Source organism: Kocuria sp. KKT182 (assembly GCF_055635395.1).
In genome coordinates, this window is the sequence record NZ_CM145757.1 from 3746186 (window position 1) to 3764609 (window position 18424).

At 72.5% G+C, this 18424-nt stretch carries 23 protein-coding genes and 1 tRNA gene; 15 read left to right on the top strand and 9 right to left on the bottom strand.

From position 1 onward, the window contains the following. Positions 1 to 98 precede the first annotated feature (98 nt). From eno to ACZ2G1_RS17370, 6 genes are all read left to right on the top strand, one after another. Entirely contained in the window at positions 99 to 1382 is a 1284-nt protein-coding gene (gene eno, locus ACZ2G1_RS17345) for a phosphopyruvate hydratase (protein WP_017832195.1), read from the top strand. 124 nt (positions 1383 to 1506) lie between these two features. Then, complete coding sequence (locus ACZ2G1_RS17350) at positions 1507 to 2343, top strand: FtsB family cell division protein (RefSeq protein ID WP_470377202.1); 837 nt, start codon at positions 1507 to 1509, stop codon at positions 2341 to 2343. Positions 2344 to 2351: 8 nt separating this feature from the next. Beyond that, positions 2352 to 2954 carry a DUF501 domain-containing protein gene (locus ACZ2G1_RS17355; RefSeq protein ID WP_017832197.1) on the top strand — a complete coding sequence of 201 codons (603 nt, stop codon included), beginning with the start codon at positions 2352 to 2354 and terminating at the stop codon, positions 2952 to 2954. Between the two features lie 35 nt (positions 2955 to 2989). After that, positions 2990 to 3940: a Ppx/GppA phosphatase family protein gene (locus ACZ2G1_RS17360; protein WP_109222560.1), complete on the top strand. Its 951-nt coding sequence runs from the start codon at positions 2990 to 2992 to the stop codon at positions 3938 to 3940. A gap of 31 nt (positions 3941 to 3971) precedes the next feature. After that, positions 3972 to 5435 (top strand): S8 family serine peptidase, encoded by a 1464-nt coding sequence (locus tag ACZ2G1_RS17365; RefSeq protein ID WP_470377203.1) that lies wholly within the window; start codon positions 3972 to 3974, stop codon positions 5433 to 5435. 75 nt (positions 5436 to 5510) lie between these two features. Next, positions 5511 to 6920, top strand: coding sequence for an NAD(P)/FAD-dependent oxidoreductase (locus tag ACZ2G1_RS17370; protein ID WP_035927034.1), 1410 nt, complete (start codon positions 5511 to 5513; stop codon positions 6918 to 6920). Positions 6921 to 7051: 131 nt separating this feature from the next. On the opposite strand, the gene ACZ2G1_RS17375 is transcribed toward ACZ2G1_RS17370, so the two are convergent. Next, on the bottom strand, positions 7052 to 7297 hold the full coding sequence (locus ACZ2G1_RS17375; RefSeq protein ID WP_017832201.1) for a hypothetical protein: 246 nt from the start codon (positions 7295 to 7297) through the stop codon (positions 7052 to 7054). Positions 7298 to 7585: 288 nt separating this feature from the next. Between ACZ2G1_RS17375 and ACZ2G1_RS17380 the strand changes: the two genes are divergently transcribed. The 3 genes from ACZ2G1_RS17380 to ACZ2G1_RS17390 all read left to right on the top strand — a co-directional run bounded on the left by ACZ2G1_RS17380 (position 7586) and on the right by ACZ2G1_RS17390 (position 8964). Next, positions 7586 to 7659, top strand: a tRNA-Leu gene (locus tag ACZ2G1_RS17380). A 36-nt stretch (positions 7660 to 7695) separates the two neighbouring features. Next, positions 7696 to 7968 (top strand): hypothetical protein, encoded by a 273-nt coding sequence (locus ACZ2G1_RS17385; protein WP_035927039.1) that lies wholly within the window; start codon positions 7696 to 7698, stop codon positions 7966 to 7968. A gap of 190 nt (positions 7969 to 8158) precedes the next feature. After that, positions 8159 to 8964, top strand: a protein-coding gene (locus ACZ2G1_RS17390) for an IS5 family transposase (RefSeq protein WP_470376661.1) whose coding sequence is annotated in 2 segments (ribosomal slippage) — positions 8159 to 8498 and positions 8498 to 8964 — 807 coding nt in all. Because the reading frame shifts where the segments join, the coding sequence is not laid out codon by codon here. Positions 8965 to 9049: 85 nt separating this feature from the next. Here ACZ2G1_RS17390 and ACZ2G1_RS17395 read toward each other — a convergent pair. The 3 genes from ACZ2G1_RS17395 to ACZ2G1_RS17405 form a co-directional block, all read right to left on the bottom strand. Then, positions 9050 to 9394, bottom strand: a complete 345-nt coding sequence (locus tag ACZ2G1_RS17395; RefSeq protein ID WP_035927044.1) for a hypothetical protein — start codon at positions 9392 to 9394, stop codon at positions 9050 to 9052. Further along, positions 9391 to 9960, bottom strand: coding sequence for a hypothetical protein (locus ACZ2G1_RS17400; RefSeq protein ID WP_470377204.1), 570 nt, complete (start codon positions 9958 to 9960; stop codon positions 9391 to 9393). The genes ACZ2G1_RS17395 and ACZ2G1_RS17400 overlap by 4 nt, the downstream gene beginning before the upstream one ends. Positions 9961 to 10143: 183 nt before the next feature. Beyond that, a complete protein-coding gene (locus ACZ2G1_RS17405) occupies positions 10144 to 10401 on the bottom strand; it encodes a hypothetical protein (protein WP_470377205.1) in 258 nt (85 codons plus the stop codon). Between the two features lie 183 nt (positions 10402 to 10584). On the opposite strand from ACZ2G1_RS17405, the gene ACZ2G1_RS17410 reads away from it, so the two are divergent. The 4 genes from ACZ2G1_RS17410 (at position 10585) to ACZ2G1_RS17425 (ending at position 12728) form a co-directional block, all read left to right on the top strand. Then, positions 10585 to 10989 (top strand): hypothetical protein, encoded by a 405-nt coding sequence (locus ACZ2G1_RS17410; RefSeq protein WP_141246785.1) that lies wholly within the window; start codon positions 10585 to 10587, stop codon positions 10987 to 10989. Positions 10990 to 11101: 112 nt separating this feature from the next. Next, positions 11102 to 11614 (top strand): hypothetical protein, encoded by a 513-nt coding sequence (locus ACZ2G1_RS17415; RefSeq protein WP_470377206.1) that lies wholly within the window; start codon positions 11102 to 11104, stop codon positions 11612 to 11614. A gap of 39 nt (positions 11615 to 11653) precedes the next feature. Beyond that, positions 11654 to 12223, top strand: coding sequence for a dihydrofolate reductase family protein (locus ACZ2G1_RS17420; protein ID WP_470377207.1), 570 nt, complete (start codon positions 11654 to 11656; stop codon positions 12221 to 12223). Positions 12224 to 12296: 73 nt separating this feature from the next. Then, the gene (locus tag ACZ2G1_RS17425; RefSeq protein WP_272027254.1) at positions 12297 to 12728 is read left to right on the top strand and encodes a hypothetical protein; all 432 of its coding nucleotides are present in this window, start codon (positions 12297 to 12299) and stop codon (positions 12726 to 12728) included. Positions 12729 to 13107: 379 nt separating this feature from the next. On the opposite strand, the gene ACZ2G1_RS17430 is transcribed toward ACZ2G1_RS17425, so the two are convergent. Both ACZ2G1_RS17430 and ACZ2G1_RS17435 read right to left on the bottom strand, forming a co-directional pair. Further along, the gene (locus tag ACZ2G1_RS17430; protein WP_035927081.1) at positions 13108 to 13644 is read right to left on the bottom strand and encodes a hypothetical protein; all 537 of its coding nucleotides are present in this window, start codon (positions 13642 to 13644) and stop codon (positions 13108 to 13110) included. Between the two features lie 80 nt (positions 13645 to 13724). Further along, on the bottom strand, positions 13725 to 14558 hold the full coding sequence (locus tag ACZ2G1_RS17435; RefSeq protein WP_109243283.1) for a hypothetical protein: 834 nt from the start codon (positions 14556 to 14558) through the stop codon (positions 13725 to 13727). 274 nt (positions 14559 to 14832) lie between these two features. Here ACZ2G1_RS17435 and ACZ2G1_RS17440 point away from each other — a divergent pair, with 274 nt between their 5' ends. Then, complete coding sequence (locus ACZ2G1_RS17440) at positions 14833 to 15264, top strand: DUF3592 domain-containing protein (protein WP_470377208.1); 432 nt, start codon at positions 14833 to 14835, stop codon at positions 15262 to 15264. 169 nt (positions 15265 to 15433) lie between these two features. Beyond that, the gene (locus ACZ2G1_RS17445; protein ID WP_470377209.1) at positions 15434 to 15847 is read left to right on the top strand and encodes a hypothetical protein; all 414 of its coding nucleotides are present in this window, start codon (positions 15434 to 15436) and stop codon (positions 15845 to 15847) included. Positions 15848 to 15936: 89 nt separating this feature from the next. On the opposite strand, the gene ACZ2G1_RS17450 is transcribed toward ACZ2G1_RS17445, so the two are convergent. The 3 genes from ACZ2G1_RS17450 to ACZ2G1_RS17460 all read right to left on the bottom strand — a co-directional run bounded on the left by ACZ2G1_RS17450 (position 15937) and on the right by ACZ2G1_RS17460 (position 18271). Further along, a complete protein-coding gene (locus ACZ2G1_RS17450; RefSeq protein ID WP_470377210.1) occupies positions 15937 to 16695 on the bottom strand; it encodes an MBL fold metallo-hydrolase in 759 nt (252 codons plus the stop codon). A 266-nt stretch (positions 16696 to 16961) separates the two neighbouring features. After that, the gene (locus ACZ2G1_RS17455; protein WP_017832214.1) at positions 16962 to 17147 is read right to left on the bottom strand and encodes a hypothetical protein; all 186 of its coding nucleotides are present in this window, start codon (positions 17145 to 17147) and stop codon (positions 16962 to 16964) included. 290 nt (positions 17148 to 17437) lie between these two features. After that, entirely contained in the window at positions 17438 to 18271 is an 834-nt protein-coding gene (locus ACZ2G1_RS17460; RefSeq protein WP_470377211.1) for a hypothetical protein, read from the bottom strand. Positions 18272 to 18424 lie beyond the last annotated feature (153 nt).

The following is an 18424-nucleotide window of genomic DNA, read 5'->3' on the forward strand; positions in this document are numbered from 1 at the left end:
ACCCTCGGCCGGTGCCCCGCACCGGGGCCCCGACCGCCCCACCACGCACGTTCCACCCACGTCAGCGACAAGCTCAGCACCAACGTCAGGAGCAACCCATGGCCATGATCACCGCAGTGCACGCCCGCCAGATCCTCGACTCCCGCGGCAACCCGACCGTGGAGGTCGAGGTGCTGCTGGAGGACGGCAGCTACGGCCGGGCGGCGGTGCCCTCGGGCGCCTCCACCGGTGCCTTCGAGGCCGTCGAGCGCCGTGACGGCGATAAGAAGGTCTACCTCGGCAAGGGCGTCCTCGACGCCGTGAAGGCCGTCGACGAGGAGATCGCCGAGGCCGTGATCGGTCTCGACGCGACCGACCAGCGGCTGGTCGACCGCACCATGCTCGACCTCGACGGCACGGACAACAAGGGCAGCCTCGGCGCCAACGCCATCCTGGGCGTCTCCCTGGCCGTGGCCCGCGCCGCCGCCAACGCCTCCGACCTCGAGCTCTACAAGTACCTGGGCGGGCCCAACGCCCACGTCCTCCCGGTGCCCATGATGAACATCCTCAACGGCGGCTCCCACGCAGACTCGAACGTGGACATCCAGGAGTTCATGATCGCCCCGATCGGTGCCGCGACCTTCTCCGAGGCCCTGCGCACCGGCGTGGAGGTCTACCACTCCCTCAAGGGCGTGCTCAAGGAGCGCGGCCTGGCCACCGGGCTGGGCGACGAGGGCGGCTTCGCCCCGAACCTCGAGTCCAACCGTGCCGCCCTCGACCTCATCTCCGAGGCGATCGAGAAGGCCGGGTACACCGTGGGCACCGACGTGGCGCTCGCCCTGGACGTGGCCTCCTCCGAGTTCTTCGAGAACGGCAAGTACAGCTTCGAGGGCAAGCAGCTCAGCGCCGCGGAGATGACCTCCTACTACGAGGAGCTCGTGCGCGACTACCCGATCGTGTCCATCGAGGACCCGCTGGACGAGGACGACTGGGCGGGCTGGCAGGCCCTCACCGCGTCCGTGGGCACCCAGGTCCAGATCGTGGGCGACGACCTGTTCGTCACCAACCCGGAGCGGCTGGCCCGCGGCATCGACGAGGGCGCCGGCAACGCCCTGCTGGTGAAGGTCAACCAGATCGGCTCCCTCACGGAGACCTTCGACGCCATCTCCCTGGCCCAGCGGCACATGTTCCACTGCATGATCTCCCACCGCTCGGGCGAGACCGAGGACACCACGATCGCGGACATCGCGGTGGCCACCAACGCCGGGCAGATCAAGACCGGGGCGCCGGCCCGCTCCGAGCGCGTGGCCAAGTACAACCAGCTGCTGCGCATCGAGGAGGAGCTCGGGGACGCCGCGCGCTACGCGGGGGCCTCCGCGTTCCCGCGCTACACCGCGAAGTGACCACCGGCGGCTGACCGGCCCCGCCGGTCCGTCGTCGTGCGGGGGGAGCGGCCGTTCCCGGCGGCCGCTCCCCCCGTGAGCGCTACACTGGTCCCCGTCCCCGCCCTTCCCCCGTGAGGTCGCCATGCCCGATCCCCGCCCGCGCACCACCCGCCTGCTCGGCGGGCGCGACGCCGCGCCGGGCACCCGCGGGCGCGACGGCGGGACGGGCGGCGGCCCGGGCCACGGGCTGGGTGGCGGGTCCAGCGCCGTGGGGTCGCCGGTCCCCGCCCGCACCTTCAGCGGGCGGTTCCTGATCCTCACCCTCGTGGCCGTGCTCATCGTGTTCCTGGCGGCGCCGACCACCAAGATCTTCCTCGAGCAGCGGGCGGAGATCGCCCAGCTCGAGCGCGCCATCGCCGCCATGGAGGCCCAGCAGGCCTCCCTGGAGGACCAGGTGGACCAGTGGTCGGACGAGACCTACGTCAAGCAGCAGGCCCGGGACCGGCTCCTCTACGTGATGCCGGGGGAGCGGTCCTACCTCGTGGTGGGCGCCGAGGAGATGGACGGCGCCGTGGTGGACTCCTCGGCGGCGCAGGTCGAGGCCGAGAAGCCCGCCTGGGTGGACGCCCTCTGGCAGTCCGTGGTGGCCTCCGCCTACGAGGACGCCCGTCCCGCGGCGGGCACGGGAGCCGCCGGGGACACGGACGCCGCCGGGGACGCGGACGCCGACGGGGAACCGGCCGGCAGCGAGGACGCGGACACCGCCGAGGACGCGGACACCGCCGCCGAGCCGGGCGGCACCGACGAGCCCGCGGCCCCCGGACAGCCGGGCAGCACGGACGAGCCCGGCGCGGGCCAGGACCCCGGCACCACCGAGCAGGCAGAGCAGACAGAGCAGAGCGTCCCGGCCGCCCCGGCGGACGGGGCCGGCGCGCCGCAGGACGCGGCGACGGACAGCCGCGGCAGCGCCGCGGAGTGAGGAACGGCGTGAACCCCCAGCACGGACACGAGCCCGGCGACCGGCCGGCCCCCGCACCCCGGGGACTCGGCGTGACGGCCGCGACGGTCGAGCCCACGGCCCTGGACCTCCAGGTGCTCTCCCGGCAGCTCGGGCGTCCCGTGCGCGACGTCGTCGAGATCCCGGCCCGGTGCACGTGCGGGAACCCGCTCGTGGCGGCCACCGCGCCGCGGCTGGCCAACGGCACCCCGTTCCCCACGGTGTTCTACCTGGCCCACCCCGTGATCACCGCGGCGGTGTCCCGGCTCGAGGCGGCCGGCCTGATGTACACGATGACGGACCGCATCGCCGAGGACGAGGCGCTGGCCGCAGCCCACCGGGCCGCGCACGAGGACTACCTCGCCGAGCGTGCCCGGATCGGTGCCGCGGCCGGCACCGGACCCGTGCCCGAGATCGAGGGCATCTCCGCCGGCGGCATGCCCGTGCGGGTCAAGTGCCTGCACGTGCTCGCCGGCCACGCGCTCGCGGCCGGGCCCGGCGTGAACCCGCTCGGCGACGAGACCCTCACCGCCATCGCCGAGTGGTGGACCCCCGACGCCTGCCACTGCGACCCCGCCTGGCGCGAGGCCTGAGACCCACCCGCCCCCGACACCCCCGAGGACTCCCCATGCGCACAGGCGCCATCGACTGCGGCACGAACTCCATCCGACTGCTCATCGCCGACACCCGGGAGGAGCAGGGCCGCACGGTGCTCGACGACGTGGTGCGCGAGATGCGCGTGGTCCGGCTCGGCCAGGGCGTGGACGCCACCGGGTGGCTCGCCGAGGCGGCGCTCGAGCGCACGTTCGCGGCCACGGACGAGTACGCCCGGCTGCTGGCGGAGCACGGGGTGGAGCAGCTGCGCTTCGTGGCCACGAGCGCCACCCGCGACGCCGGCAACCGGGACGTCTTCCTCGCCGGGATCCGCGAGCGCCTCGGCGTGACCCCCGAGGTCATCAGCGGCGACGAGGAGGCCGAGCTGTCCTTCCGCGGCGCCGCGGCCGCCGTGGGCGGCGCGGATCCGGAGGACCGGGTCCTGGTGATCGACCTCGGCGGCGGGTCGACCGAGTTCGTGCTGGGCAACGCCCAGGGGGTGCGCGCGGAGCGCAGCGTGGACATCGGCTGCGTCCGCCTGACCGAGCGCCACCTCGGCTCCAACCCGCCCACCGCCGCCCAGCAGGAGGCCGTGCTGCGCGACGTCGACCACGCCGTGGACGTGGTCCTGCAGACCGTGCCCCTCGCGGAGGCGACCCACCTCGTGGGCGTCGCGGGCACCATCACGACCGTCACGGCCCACGCCCTCGGGCTGTCCGCGTACGACCCCGCGGCCATCGACGGCGCCGAGCTGCCCGCCGAGCGGATCGCGCAGGCGTGCCGGGAGCTCACGGCCATGACCCGCGCGGAGCGCGCCGCGCTGCCCTACATGCACGAGGGCCGTGTCGACGTCATCGGCGGCGGCGCCCTCGTGTGGCGGCGGATCGTCGAGCGGGTGGGCGCCGCCACCGGTGGACGGGTGGACTCGGCGATCGCGAGCGAGCACGATATTTTGGACGGGATCGCCCTGTCCCAGGTCGGCTGACCCGCCCGGACCCCCCGACCCGGAAGGACACATGTCTTCCAGCGCACCCCGCCCCCGCCCCCCGCGCCACCGCGCCCTCACCCGGTGGAGCGCGGTGGGGGCGGCCTCGGCCGTGGTCGGCGCCGGCGCGCTGGTCCTGCCCGGGACGGGGCCGGCGCAGGCCCGGCCCCCGGAGCCCGGCCCCGCCCCCAGCATCCCGCTCGAGGACCCCGTCAGCGTGGCACCCCCACCCGGTGACGGCGCCACCCCCGCCCCGGACACCTCCCGCATCGCCGAGGACGGGATCCGTCCGCTGCAGTACTGGCTGGACGAGTACGGCGTGCGGGAGGCCTGGGCGGAGTCCACGGGGGAGGGCGTGCGCATCGCCGTCATCGACACCGGGGTGGACGGCTCGCACCAGGACCTGGAGGGCGCCGTGGTGGCCGGCACCGACGTCTCGGGCGGCGGCTCCGCCGACGGCCAGGAGGGTCTCGGCACCGAGCCCGAGCACGGGACCCTCGTGGCGTCCGTGGCCGCGGGCCGCGGCCACGTGCCCCCGGGCGGACGGGACGACGACGCCCCGGGTCGGCCCGCCGGCATCGTGGGCGTGGCCCCGGACGCCGAGGTGCTCGCCGTGTCCACCTGGCTGGGCGACGAGAGCCCGGAGGTCCGCAGCGTCGACGAGCAGCTCCCGGACGCCGTCCGGTGGGCCGTGGACAACGGGGCGGACGTCATCAACATGTCGGTGGGCTCCAACGCCACCTCGTGGCCCGAGAGCTGGGACGAGGCCTTCCTCTACGCAGAGGAGAAGGACGTGCTCGTCGTCGCCTCCGCGGGCAACCGGGGGTCGGGGCTCGTCCAGGTCGGCGCCCCCGCCACCATCCCGGGCGTGCTGACGGTGGGCGGCGTGGGCCGCACGGGAGAGGCGAGCTGGGAGTCCTCCTCGCAGGGGATCTCGATCGCCGTGGCCGGCCCGTCCGAGGACATGGTGGGCGCCATCCCCGGCGACCGCTACGCTTCGTGGGCCGGGACGTCCGCGTCCGCCCCGGTCGTGGCCGGCACCGCCGCGCTGATCAAGGCGAAGTGGCCGGAGATGAGCTCCGCCCAGATCGCGAACCGCATCGTCTCCACCGCCCGGGACACCGGCTCGCCGGGCAAGGACCCGCTCTACGGCTACGGGGTGCTGGACGTCGAGGCCGCGCTCACGGAGGACGTCCCCGAGGTCGACCGCAGTCCCCTGGGCAGCATGGAGCAGTGGGTGCGGGTGCACCGCCGCAGCGCCGCGGCGACCCCCACGGCGGGCCCGGCCGAGAGCTCGGCGCCCGTCACGGAGGAGGTCGAGGCGGAGGTCGCCCCGCCCGAGCCCGTCGCCCCGATCGACGAGACCGGGCTGCTGCCCGTCGTGGTGCTCGCCGGGTTCGGGCTGCTCGTGCTGGGCCTCACGGCGGGTGCCGTGGTGCACATCCGCCGCATCGTGGCCGCCGACCCGGACGGGGGCCCGGGCGGCCGTCCCTGAGGCGTGCGCCGGAACACGGCGCGGAGGCCCCGGACGAGAACCGATATCGACAGCGTTCTGAGTAGACTCGGGGGCATGTCTTTCACTCAACTGGCCAAGGACCGTCCGCGCCTTCTGATCGTCGGCGGCGGCTACGTCGGCTTCACCGTGGCGCAGGAACTGCAGAAGCGGATCAAGGACTCCGGCGGAGTCGTGACCGTGGTGGATCCCAACCCGTACATGATGTACCTCCCCTTCCTGCCCGAGGTGGCCGGCGGCAACGTCTCCGCCCGCAGCGCGGTGGTGCCCCACCGGCAGCACCTCAAGGACTGCGAGATCGTCACCGGGCACGTGCTCGGCGTCGACCACGCGAACCGCACCGCGACCGTCAAGGGCATCGACGAGGGCGAGACCTTCGAGCTGACCTACGACGAGGTCGTCATCGCCGGCGGCTCCGTGACCCGCGCCTTCCCGATCGAGGGCCTCGCCGAGAACGGCATCGGCCTCAAGACCATCGAGGAGGCCGTGGCGGTGCGCAACTGGGTGCTCGAGCGCATCGAGGTCGCCTCCCTCACCACCGACGAGGAGGCCAAGCGCCGGGCGCTGACCTTCGTGGTGGTCGGCGGCGGCTACGCCGGCACCGAGACGATCGCCGAGATCGAGGACATGGCCCGCAGCGCCGTCGAGCGCAACGAGCGGCTCACGGTCTCCGACCTGCGCTTCGTGCTCATCGAGGCCATGGGCCGGATCATGCCCGAGGTCTCCGAGGAGCGCGCGGAGAAGGTCGTGGCGCACCTGCGCAGCCGCGGCATCGAGGTGCTGCTCAACACGTCGCTCGCCTCCGCGGTGGACAAGCACCTGAAGCTCGTCAACATGCAGGACAAGTCCCCGGCCGGCGAGTTCGGCACCGACACCCTGATCTGGACCGCCGGGGTGCAGGCGAACCCGCTGGTCAAGAGCACGGACTTCCCGCTCGACGAGCGCGGCCGCGTCCGTGCCGGGGCCGACCTGCGGATCACCGGCGACGACGGGCCCCTCGAGGGTGCCTGGGCCGCCGGCGACGTCTCCGCCGTCCCGGACCTCACCGGTGGGGGAGTCGGCGGGTTCTGCGTCCCCAACGCCCAGCACGCGGTGCGCCAGGCGCACACGATGGCCAAGAACATCATGGCCGCCCGCGCGGGCAAGCCGCTCGAGGACTACTACCACGAGAACCTCGGCGCGGTCGCCGGGCTCGGCCTCTACAAGGGCGTGGCCAGCATCAAGGGCCTCCCCGGTCTGCCGGCGAAGGGCCTGGAGTTCTCCGGCGTCGCCGCGTGGGCGATGCACCGGCTCTACCACGGCTACGCAATCCCCACCGTGGACCGCAAGGCCCGCGTCTTCACCGAGTGGGCCCTGAACTTCATGTTCGGCCGGGACACCACCACGCTGCGCCACGAGCGGGACCCGCGCACGCGGTTCCAGACCGCTGCCGGCAAGGCCCCCGCCCCGCGCAAGGCCAACCTCTGATCCGATCCGTCCACCGCTCGACCCCGTCCCGGCCACGTGCCGCGGCGGGGTCGAGCTGTTCCACGGGGCCGTGACGCCCCCGGCCCGGCCCCCGTGGCGCCTGCCCCGGGGGCCGGCAGGCCGCCCGTCCGTCAGTGGGTGTTCCGGGGGTGGGCGATCTCGCGGGCGTCCAGTTCCACGCTCAGCTCCTGGTGGCGCTCGAGCGTGACCGGGTGGGCGCCGGACGCGCTGCCGAGGTACTCGAGGTCGAGCTGCCGGCCGACCCTGCTGTGCAGGACGTGCAGCTCGGCCAGGGACAGCTCGGTCAGGTCGGCGGGGAACGCGTCCTCCGGCGCCAGGTAGGTCCTGCCGGTGGGCCGGGCGACGACCTCGCTCATGCCGCGGTCGTCCGGAACGGCATCGGGGTGCACCCGCACGGGGCGGGGACGGGGGGACGTCCGGATCCCGGCAGGAACCGGTGGGACGGGAGAGCGGGGTGGTGCACGGGAGCAGCCTCCTGCGGATGCGACGACATCGCGGCCGGCTGCTCGACCACCGTGCCAGCGTACTGGATCCTGCGCCCGGCCGACAGGCGCGGCTCCCGGCCGCGCCCCCGGCCCGTCCTGGTGGTGGGAGCGGGACGAGGCGATAGGGTGGACGGCGTCCCGGTGACGCGTCCGGGACCGGCCCCCATAGCCCAATCGGCAGAGGCAGCGGACTTAAAATCCGCTCAGTGTCAGTTCGAGTCTGACTGGGGGCACGAAGAATCGTTGGCAATCCGCCCAGACTGGCGGAGTTGCTCACCGTCACTTGGGGCCGATTCGACATTTGGCCTCCATTTCCGACATGGAATCTGCACCGGAGGCGGCCCGAGGTCCGGTGGGAGCGCGTTCTGCGGTCGCCATCCGACTGGCAGTCCAAAAAGCACTCCACCAGGCTCGACGCGAGGCTCGACGCCGACGATTTCCACCATGAGGTCATTCTGGCCGAGCATTGCTACCCGGTGCTGCTCGCCGTCTCGGCCGCGCTGTTCCTGGCCGCCGGCGGCTTCCTGATGTCCGGGGACTGATCGCCTTCGCCACGGGCGGCGCGCGCCGACAGGGGCGTTGCGTGCTGCGCGGCCACGCCCCCCGACGTGGCCTGCGCTGTGTCGGGCCGCTCGTGAGCTGCTCACCGACAGCTTCAGCTTAGAGGTCATTTCATAATGAGTTCGACGTAGCCCTTGAGTGCTGACGGGGTCCTCGGTGACCCTGGTGGGCATGATGGGGGATCTCGTACCGGACTCGCTGTGGGAGCGAGTCGAGCCGTTGCTGCCACCACGCCCACCCCGGCGCCACCAGCACCCAGGGCGCAAGCCCGCCGATGACCGGACAGCTCTGGCCGGGATCGTGTTCGTGCTCAAGACCGGGCTCGGCTGGAACCAGCTGCCCCGGGACCTGCTCGGCGTCTCCGGAGTGACCTGCTGGCGGCGCATGAGGGACTGGACCGAGGCCGGAGTGTGGCCGGCGGTACACGAAGTGCTGTTGGCTGAGCTGCGCGCGGCCGGGGCACTGGACCTAGACCGGTGCGCTGTGGACGGCTCGCACGTGCGGGCCCTCAAAGGGGGGACCACATCGGGCCCAGCCCCGTCGATCGCGGCCGGCCCGGTTCCAAGCACCACCTGATCGTTGAGGCGAACGGCATCCCGCTACAGGTCACCCTCACCGGCGGCAACCGCAACGACGTCACCCAGCTGTTGCCCCTGGTCGACTCGATTCCGCCGATCCGCGGGTTGCGTGGTCGGCCCCGCCGCAAGCCCCGGGAACTGTTCGCGGACCGTGGCTATGACCACGACAAGTACCGGCGGCTGCTGCGCGCCCGCGGGATCACTCCGCGCATCGCCCGTCGAGGCGTCGCCCATGGTTCCGGGCTGGGCCGGCATCGCTGGGTGGTGGAGCGCGGCTTCGCCTGGCTGCACTCCTACAAGCGACTCCGGACTCGGTGGGAACGCCGGGCCGACCTCCATCTCGGACTGCTGCAACTGGCCTGCGCGCTGATCTGCCACAGACGCCTCACCGCATTATGAAACAAGTTCTTAGAGAGCCTGACCGCACCCCGGCAGCCCCACTTCCGTGCACAAGCATGTGGTGCTGCGACGCCGATTGCCTGGACTACTTCGGCGCCTCGACGATCCGCAGGCCCGGAACATCCTCGGCGACTTGGTAGGCGACGGCCCGCCACCACCTGGCCGTGAGCGGCAACGGTGCGCCCGGCAGATCGAGGGCCGGCATGTCGGCGTCGCGGTCGTAGACCTCGAAGACCGGGTCGGGCCCGGTGTGCTCGAGCAGGTGGGCGGCCAGGTGATCTGCGACCTCGGCGGTATACGCCTCGATCCGTTCCACGTCCTCGCGCACGACCTTCAGCTCGATCGGCGTCATCCGCCCGTCGGCCGGCGACTGCACCGCGGGCACCGACTGCGGGCGGGACTGCGCCCAGGCGGCCAGGTCCTCGCTCACGAGCCCTCCACCGTCTGCCCGGTGTCGTCCTCGGGGTGGGCGGCGCCGAAGGCCCAGTTCCACGGGGTGGTCAGGAAGTCGTAGGCGTCCTGCGGGAAGCCGTCGGCGTCGATCAGGTCCCGGGCGGCGAGGGCGATCAGGGCGTGGGCCACGGGCATCTGAAAGCTGGTGGCGGTGGCTTCGGCGGCGCGCTCCAGGGCGTCTCCGGACGGGGGAGCGGAGTCGGGGCGGGTGTGCCGGTGCATCAGGAGGAACAAGTCGGTGGCAATCGCCTGCGACAGGCTCCGCCACGACCCGAGGATCTGGTCCAGGGCGTCCTGGCGCCCGGCGGCGGCCGCGGCGCCGACCGCCAGCTTCACGGCAGCCTGACCGAGCGCGTCGTAGTCCACCTCGACGGGGGTGTTGTCGGTGACGAACTTCTGGTGGAGCTCGGCGGCCTTGCGCAGCGCCTGCGACTGCTCGAGGCCGATGTCCGCAGCCTTCTCGAAGACGGCATGGACCTGCGGGCCCTGGGCGCCGGCCGCGGCGACGAGGATCTCAGGGTTCTGCCAGGTGGGGGTGCTCATCGCGCGGTGCTCCTCGGGGAGTCGGAGGCGGTGAGCGACGTGTTCGCCCGGTGCCTGCTGGTCGCACCGTAGCAGTCGTCCCGACGGCGACAACGAGCCTTCAAGAGCCGGTAAGCGTCTGGCCGCGTTAGCTGCTCGAGCCGAAGGCTTGCTCGAGAGATGTCCTCGAAACGCTTCCGGCCCCTAGGAGGCGCGGACCTTCAGCGCGTCCTCGGCGTTGAAGTCATCAGGGCCCACCGGCCAACGGCAAACCTCGCCGTCCAGGTCGGAACCGAGCCGGCCCAGCGGCAGCGGGTCCATCACGGAGAGCATCTTCGCCTCGGCGGCGAAGCGGGTGGGACCGGGGACGTTCACCGCGACGCGGCCCGTGGCCCGGATCTTCAGCACCAGCAACCTTCCGGTCTCGAAGCAGTACTCCCCATCCACCTCGACACCCGTCACACCTCCGCTACCGCGGCCGACCCGCACGACCTGAGGGCCGCGAGCAGGAGAGCATTTCGTGCTCGAACACCGGCGCGGAGACACCTGCCCTACCGGGCGTGGCCTCAGCCCCTCGGCGCGCCCTCCGTGAGACGGTCGAAGGCATCGGAGGCTTGTGTCGGTGAAGCGGAGGAGCAGCAGATGATGACCCGGTGCACGCGCGCGATGCTGGCGGTGACGATCGCTCTCGTCGTCGCTGGTTGCTCGCAGGACTCGGTCGACCTGTACGCCGGCGAGCAGACCGAGGACGACACGCTTCCCGCGGAGATCGATGCCGCGGAGTACGGCTGGGATGCCGACAGCTCTCGGTTGCTGGCCATCCACGAGGGCGCCGAGTTCTACCTCGTGGCCGGGGAGGAAGGCGACTGCCTGCTCACCTACGACCCGACGGCAGCCGGGGACTGGGTCGCTGGTTGCACTCCCGGCGGGCGCGTGGGCACCAGCGGGCAGTTGGGCATCAAGGCGGACTTCGCTCCGGCCGGCCTTCCAGGGGAGGAACCAGAGGGATGGGTGCGGCTCACCCCACAGCTGCAGATCGAGACCGGCTGATCCAGTCGCGTCGCGGCGACAGACTGCGTGCCGCCGGCGGCCGTGAGGGATGTCGGCCGTTGTTCCGGGGATCGGGTCTACCCCCGGCCGGTGTGGTCGGCGATCATGAGGCATGGCCGAGCGCGCAGACCCGGAGGAGACACCGCAGTTCGTCACGTTCCAGCCGTGGCGGATCCGGATCGCGATCGTCGTCGTGTTCCTCGTGCTGATCGTGGTCGCGGCCGCGCTCGTGCCGGAGGGACCGTATCTGCTGACGACCGGACCTGTCTTCGTAGTCGGCTACACAGCGCTCTCGTTCGTTGTGCATCGATCGGTCGTCCTCAGTCTGGGGGACCACGCCGTGGAGATCCGGCAGGGCTGGCGCAAGCAGCAGCAGATCCCGTACGAGCAGATCACCGAAGCAGCCGTCGGGCCGCGCACCGAGTGGTGGCGCATCGGCCGGCGTCGCCTGACGGGTGGGGCCACCGGCTACCTGATGGGCGGGCCCAGCGTGCGCATCAGCACCGGGGCGGAGTCGGTGGTGGTCTCGGCCGAGGAGTCCTACCGAGTCGTCGGGGCGATCCAGCGTCAGCGCGAGCACGTCATCGCCGAGCGAGCATCAGGCACGGAACCGACCGGGCGCTGAGACAACCGCGCCGGCGCCACAGCAAGGGAGAACAACGAGATGAGACCACTTCGATACTCGATCAACGTCACGCTCGACGGCTGCTGCCATCACGAGGCCGGGCTTCCCCCGGACGAGGAGTCGATGCGCTACTGGACCGCTGAGATGGAGCGAGCCGATGCCCTGCTGTTCGGCCGGGTGACCTACGAGATGATGGAGTCGGCGTGGCGGAGGCCGGCCACGGGCACGTGGCCTGACTGGATGGAGGAGTGGGAGATCCCGTTCGCCGAGGCCATCGACCGGGTGAAGAAGTACGTCGTGTCGAGCACGCTGAGCGAGGTCGATTGGAACGCCGAGCTGGTGCGAGGCGACCTGGGCCAAGCGGTTCAGCGGCTCAAGCAGGAGCCGGGCGAGGGTCTGTGGGTGGGTGGCGTGACGCTGCCGACGGCGTTGGCGGACCTGGGGCTGATCGACGAGTACGAGTTCGTGGTGCAGCCGGTCCTTGCCGGACACGGGTCGACGCTGCTCGCCGGTCTGCGCGAGCGCGTCCAGCTCGAGCTCGTGGACCGCCATGAGTTCCGGTCGGGGGCGGTCGCCCAGCGATACCGGCCCGCGCGAGTCACGGCCTGACGACCCGGACGAGGACAGTGGCCGGCCGATACCCGGGTACTGGGAGGAGCACCACGACCGGACACCCGAGCACGTGCCGCACCTGCCGGTCACCGGCGTCGTGCGCTCCGTCCAGGCGCTGCACTACGCCTTCGACGAGGGCGCGGACCCCGGCGAGCTGATCATCCGCCCCGACAGCGAAGTGGCCGTGGAGCTCGACGCCGTTCCCGGCGCCGCGACGCAGCTGCCGGGGCGCACGCGGGAGCACGAGGTGCTGGCCTACCGGGTGAAGCTGGAGGTCGCCGACGACGCGGAGCTGCCGGCCTACGTGCCGGACGAGCAGGCCTTGCTCGTTCCGGTCATCGGATCGTCGACCGGTGCGGCAGGTGCGCTATTCGGGAGCAGTCGTTGGTACGGCGGACACGCCCCAGAAGGCCTCGTAGCCCTCGGCTTCAGCTGCCACCGTGACCGTCTCCGGCGTCGTGTCGTCGGGGGCGCCGAGCTGCACGGTCGTGGTCACCGGTGAGCCCGCGCAGTCCCCTTCGCCGTAGGACCCGTGTTCCCCGCTCAGACTGATCCGTCCGGAGGATAGACCGGCGTCAGCCCCCCGGTCAGCCGGTGCGCACGCCATCGTGACCGCGTACCACCCGGGCTCCACATCGGTCGTCGAACCGGTGGCGCGACTGCCGTCGGTGCCGGTGCTGCCGGCGATGGAGAATCCTCCCTCGGCGACAGCAGGAAGGGTGTTGGCCGCCCACGTTTCGAGGTCGACCGAGGGAGCCGATGAGGACTCCGTTGACGGGCCGCAGGCTGTGATCATCAGCAGCACAGCGGCGGCAGCCAGGGCTGCGGACGTACGGCTTGTCATGTCCGTCACCCTAGTGCCCCGCCGGGGCAGCAGGCCGTCAGCCGGTGCGCTCGGCGGCGTGCAGGGCGTCCAGGTAGGCCCAGCCGCGGCGGGCGCGGAGGACCGGGACCACTGCGATCAGCATCATCAGGACGGCGGTCACCGCCCACCACGTCTCGGTGCGCAGGATCCAGACGGCGACGACGCCGGCGATCCCGGCCACGATCGTGGTCGCCGACTCCAGCTGAGTGCAAGCCAGCACCCCGGCGGCGACGCGGGTGCCCGGATCGTCCGGGACCAGACCGGAGGAGGCGGTGATCCCGATCGATCGGCGCAGCGCTCCCTTGTCCTGGTGGACGTCGAGGCGGGCACGGGGCGCCTGGACGAGGCGCTGCACGATGAGCGCCAGTCCCAGGAGCAGAGCCGGTCCGAAGGTGACCCAGGGGCTGCGTGCGGTACCGCTGTCGTCCAGTCCCCAGTGGACCAGGGCTGGGAACCCGACCGTGAGCACGGCGGCCGCCGGCACGGCGCGGGCGAGGACCTGGCCGCCGGTCGGCACGGGCACCTCGGCGGTCTGCTGGGCGGACTCGTTCATGGTGCCGAGGCTACCGGCCCCGTCCGGGCGCCGGCGCGCACGGCCACGAGGCCGGCGGCGGAGATCGTGACGCCGGCGGGTCATCGCAGGAGGTTCCGCTGCAGCCACAGGGTGCACCACATCTTCAGGCGCAGCTCGTCCCAGCCGGGGACGTCGACGATCAGGGCGGCGGGTCCGTACCGGTGGACCGATACGACGCCGTCGCGATCGCACAGCTCGGAGATCAGCAGGGGCACGATCTCCGGGCGCTCGGCCGGGATGTCTTCGCGCAGGCCCAGGTCGAAGCAGTCGAGCTCGGCGACGACCGTCACCAGCGGCTCGTCGACGGCAGCGGCCTCCGGTCCTCGCCCGTTCAGAGCGTCGACGGTCCGCTGGACGTGGGTGCGCATCTCGGTGCCGGACATCGGATCGCGGCCGTGGGCCGACTGGTAGACGCTGTAGAGCGGCAGGGCCGGCAGGAAGATCTGGTGGTGGTCCGAGGCGAGCACCGGGTAGTTCAGCAGCGGGTGGTCACTGATGCGGTGCTCACCGACCTGCCAGGACGCAGCGGGGACCGCGGCGGTCAGGAGCTGGCCGAGGTAGGTGGCGAAGCCGTCGACGAGTGCGATCGTGGCGGCCGGTGGGTGCGGGTCCACGAGTCGTCCGTGGCGTGCCCAGGACGGCCAGGAGGGGCGGGTGGCATCGTCTTCCAGTGACCGCGGGTCGACGCCGAGCCGCGCGGCTCGAGCGGTGAGCCATGCCCACAGCGGGGAGACGGAGTAGAGGGACCCGTCGAGCGTCTCGCGCGTGTCCAAGCCGGCGCCGGTCAGTGCTGCGCGAAGCCTCTCCAGGGCCGGTTCGCGTTCGGCGAGGTAGACGTCGAGGGCGTCGGCGGTCTGGCGCGCGTCCATCGATTCGTACGGCTGGTCTCCCATGGGCGTGACCCTACTGCCGGGTTCGCAAGCTGCGGAACCTCTGGTGCGCTTCGCGGCCAGCCGACCCGGCGGATCGTGCTGAAGGCCTCCCGGCTGCCACCCTCCGTGTGCGTGACAGCCCGGGGGTGCGGGGACAACGGCGGGTGGGAGGATAGCTTGAGACCATGGCCGACCCCCGACGAGCCCTCTGCTGCGCTCCCTGCGTCCTCGACTCCGGTCAGGCATCGACGATGCCCGCCGCCCCGCTGGTGCGCGGCGGTTCTGGGATGCCCGGGTGAGCACCGTGCTGTACGCGGTCTGGGCGCTGTTCGTCGCCGGGGCCGCCGGCTCCGTCGTCCACACGGTCCGGAAGAACAGGCGGCACGAGCGGCTGACCGCCCACTGGCCGAGGGCGGAGGCCACCGTGACCGGCAGCCGGGCCGGCTGGACCAGCGGCGTCGGCAGCACCAGCCGGTCACGCCGCTTCTGGCCCACGTACCGGTTCGCCGACCTGCACGGCACGGCGTTCACCGGGGCGTCGGAGATCTCCTGCGGCGCACGGCCTGTGCCGGGGACGGTCGTGGAGGTGGCCTACAACCCGGAGGACCCGACGGAGTCCTTCCAGGTCTCGAACCAGACGAGGGTCGCGTTGGGCTGCCTCATCCCGTTCTTCGTCGTCTTCGCCGCCGTCCTGTTCTGGTTCATCACCGTCCTCCCGCTGCCATGACCGCAACCTGTCCCTCGTGGAGGGGGCCGCTCTCCAGTCGATGGCGGCCCCGGCCGCCGAACCGATGAGCAGACGCGGGCGTCATGCCCGGGCAGCGGCGACCGGGGGAGAAGTAGCCGCTGCGCTTGCGCGCCCCACCGTTCATCCCACCCATCAGCGAGGACAGGCCATGATGCAGGACCGCCAGCGGCGTGATGACGTCACCCGGGCAGAGCACCAGCAGGCGCTGGCGAGAGGTGAGAAGCGGGTGCTCCGCACGACGGCCACCGGCGCGCTGCACAGCTACGCCGGTGACGAGATCGGGTTCACTCCGGGCCGCGGCCATGTGCAGGTCAGCACCTGGTGGGGCATGGGCATCGTGACGACGGTGCTCTGGTTCGGCCTCGTCTTCTCCTGGGTGCTGCTCTTCGCCCCCGTGGCGCAGGGCGAGCCGCCGATGTGGAGCGCCCTGTTCCTCACCGGGATCGGGGGGCTCATCGGCTGGTACACCCTCAGGATGGCCAGGGACGAGTACCGCGCGTCCAGGGTGCGCAAACAACGCGGCGTCCCCGAGCCCGGCACCAGCGGGAGCCTGCCCTCGTAGCGGATGACCGCAGGCCGCGGCATCTGCCGGCGCCGTCGAAGCTGTCGGGACCCGAGCGGACCCCCTCGAGCACACGAGGAGCGGGCGCTCTAGTGGATTGACAGACGCCGGCCGGCCGGCACTCGCAGGGGCGGGCCGTGGCCCGGTGCCAGGACGTCGAAGTCCGTGTCGGAGAGCAGCCGGACCGCGGTCCGCGATGCGGTCGGCAGATCGTGGTGGAACGGGTCGGCGAGAAGCTGCGGGACACCGTGCTTCTCGGCGACCATGTGGTCGGTGATCACCGCGTCGCCGGAGGCGAGCACCCCGGTGCCACCGATGAGGTAGGAGGTGTGCCCGGAGGTGTGTCCGGTGGTCGCCACCGGGCGCGGGCTCCCGGGGACGTCCAGGGCGGTCGCGTCGGGGGTGAAAGGAGTGAGCGCCTCGGGGTCCACGGTGACGTCCTTGAGGCCGCCGACCCGGATGGCGTGGATGCTCCAGGTGAGCCACTTCCACGAGCGGGCAGCGCGGGGGAGGGACTCCCTGGGCCCGATCTGCTCGCGGGCGGTGCCGGCCATGTTCGGCACCTCGGCGGCCGAGCAGTGCACCGGGACGCCGGCGGCGACGAAGCGGCCCAGGGTGCCGATGTGGTCGGCGTGGGCGTGGGTGATGACCACGGCGTCGGGCAGCCCGGGCACCCCGGCCGCCCGCAGGGAGGCGTCGACGAGCGTGCGGTCACCGGGGTAGCCGCAGTCGATCAGGGTGCAGCTGCTGCCTTCGCGCAGGATCAGCCAGTTGGCGGCGGGGCCGGTCACCAGGGTGGTGCCGGAGCCCAGGTCGTACAGGTTCTCCGCGGTGGTCCATCGGGTCATGCGGCTCGAAGCTCCTGGGGGAAGGCGGTGGCGGCGCTGTGCAACAAGCCTACCTGGATGGTTGCCCGCGGTCGGTGGGCCACCATGGCCGTGCCCTGACGGCGTACCCGGGCCGCCGGCTGCTCTGCCGGCCGGCACCGACCGGAACTGAGCGCCTGCTCGTGCGAGCACAGGACGATCATGGCGACCCCCAGTGGGCCGACCACGGGCAGCCGCCGCACCATGCGCCGGAAACACTCCGCCGCGACGACCTCGCCGGTCCTGCGTCATCGGGACGCCTCCATCCCCGGGTCGCGGCGGGGCCGGGCGTCCCAGGCCATCCGGGCCCCCAGGAACACGGCGCCGATGCCCGTGATGAGCCAGTCCCACTCGCCGAGAATCAGACGGATCCCGATGACCCAGGCGATGAGGACGACGACGTCCAGCGTCAGCAGCCTGGCCCGTCTCGACAAGGTGGACCTCCCGGATCGCCGTCGTGGTCCTCGCATCGTGCCACGCAGCAACCAGGACGGTCTGACCCCTCATTCGGGGGCGGCCGGCGCCGGCGGGATCCCGCGGAGGAGTCCATCGTCCTGGCGTGAGCGGACTCCGTCCGAGCACCCAGGATGAACGCCGTCCCGATGATGGGTCCGATCACCCAGGCCGAGTCGGTGACCGCGGTGTGCAGCGTCAGCGGGTCCAATTCCTCCCCGGTGGGGGAACGGGCGGTCCAGGCGGCCGAGCACCTGCCCGGAGGCGGGTCTCAGCGCGGCAGGTGGCGCTGCAGCCACAGCGTGCACCACAGCTTCAGCCGCAGCTCGTCCCAGCCGGAGACGTCCACGACCAGCGCGGCGGGCCCGTACCGGTGCACCGACTCGACGCCGTCGCGGTCGCACAGCTCGTCGATCAGCTGCTCCACGACCTGCGGGTGCAGGGTCGGGATGTCCTCGCGCAGCCCCACGTCGAAGCAGTCGACCTCGGCGACCACCGTCACCAGCGGCTCTTCGACGGCGGCGGCCTCCGGGCCCCCGCCGTGGAGGGCGTCCACGGTCCGGCGGATGTGGGCGAGCATCTCGGTCCCGGTCATCGGGGCGCGCCCGTGGGCGGACTGGTAGGCGCTGTAGAGCGGGATGCCGGGGAGGAAGACCTGGTGGTGGTCCGAGCCCAACACCGGGTAGTTGAGCAGCGGGTGGTCGGCGATCAGGTGCTCGCCGACCTGCCAGGTCGCCTCCGGTGCCGCGTCGCCGACGAGCTGCCCGAGGTAGGAGACGAAGCCGTCCAGCAGCGCGATGGTGGCGGCCGGCGGGTGCGGGTCCACGAGCTTGCCGTGCCGGGCCCAGCTCGGCCACGCGGGGCGGGTGGGGTCCTCGGCGAGCGGACGCGGGTCCACGCCGAGCTCGGAGGCCCGGGCGCTGATCCAGGCCCACAGCGGGGACAAGGAGTAGAGGGAGCCGTCGAGCATCTCGTCGGGCTCCAGGCCGTGCTCGGCCAGTGCCGCGCGCAGGCGCTCGAGTGCCGGACCGCGCTCGGCGAGGTACGTGTCGAGCGCGTCCGCGGCCTGGCGCGCCGTCATCCACTCGTACAGCAGAGTCCCCATGGGCGTGACTCTACTGCGGGGACGCCGGTGGCGGGACCGGTGGGGCGGCCGGCGCGTGGACTCCGGGACCTCGGCGCGTACGGTGCCCAGCAGGGCGCCGGACGCGCCGCGGCCCCGCTCCGACAGGACGGAGCGGGGCCGCGGCGGGACCGG

What these genes read in the sequence shown, in the direction of transcription:
- ACZ2G1_RS17445 (WP_470377209.1), top strand. Translation starts at nt 15,434, where the DNA reads ATGATGCAGGACCGCCAGCGGCGTGATGACGTCACCCGGGCAGAGCAC.
- ACZ2G1_RS17420 (WP_470377207.1), top strand. Translation starts at nt 11,654, where the DNA reads ATGAGACCACTTCGATACTCGATCAACGTCACGCTCGACGGCTGCTGC.
- ACZ2G1_RS17350 (WP_470377202.1), top strand. Translation starts at nt 1,507, where the DNA reads ATGCCCGATCCCCGCCCGCGCACCACCCGCCTGCTCGGCGGGCGCGAC.
- ACZ2G1_RS17415 (WP_470377206.1), top strand. Translation starts at nt 11,102, where the DNA reads ATGGCCGAGCGCGCAGACCCGGAGGAGACACCGCAGTTCGTCACGTTC.
- ACZ2G1_RS17460 (WP_470377211.1), bottom strand. Translation starts at nt 18,271, where the DNA reads ATGGGGACTCTGCTGTACGAGTGGATGACGGCGCGCCAGGCCGCGGAC.
- ACZ2G1_RS17360 (WP_109222560.1), top strand. Translation starts at nt 2,990, where the DNA reads ATGCGCACAGGCGCCATCGACTGCGGCACGAACTCCATCCGACTGCTC.
- ACZ2G1_RS17375 (WP_017832201.1), bottom strand. Translation starts at nt 7,297, where the DNA reads ATGAGCGAGGTCGTCGCCCGGCCCACCGGCAGGACCTACCTGGCGCCG.
- ACZ2G1_RS17450 (WP_470377210.1), bottom strand. Translation starts at nt 16,695, where the DNA reads ATGACCCGATGGACCACCGCGGAGAACCTGTACGACCTGGGCTCCGGC.
- ACZ2G1_RS17410 (WP_141246785.1), top strand. Translation starts at nt 10,585, where the DNA reads ATGACCCGGTGCACGCGCGCGATGCTGGCGGTGACGATCGCTCTCGTC.
- ACZ2G1_RS17365 (WP_470377203.1), top strand. Translation starts at nt 3,972, where the DNA reads ATGTCTTCCAGCGCACCCCGCCCCCGCCCCCCGCGCCACCGCGCCCTC.
- ACZ2G1_RS17430 (WP_035927081.1), bottom strand. Translation starts at nt 13,644, where the DNA reads ATGAACGAGTCCGCCCAGCAGACCGCCGAGGTGCCCGTGCCGACCGGC.
- ACZ2G1_RS17370 (WP_035927034.1), top strand. Translation starts at nt 5,511, where the DNA reads ATGTCTTTCACTCAACTGGCCAAGGACCGTCCGCGCCTTCTGATCGTC.
- ACZ2G1_RS17435 (WP_109243283.1), bottom strand. Translation starts at nt 14,558, where the DNA reads ATGGGAGACCAGCCGTACGAATCGATGGACGCGCGCCAGACCGCCGAC.
- eno (WP_017832195.1), top strand. Translation starts at nt 99, where the DNA reads ATGGCCATGATCACCGCAGTGCACGCCCGCCAGATCCTCGACTCCCGC.
- ACZ2G1_RS17400 (WP_470377204.1), bottom strand. Translation starts at nt 9,960, where the DNA reads ATGAGCACCCCCACCTGGCAGAACCCTGAGATCCTCGTCGCCGCGGCC.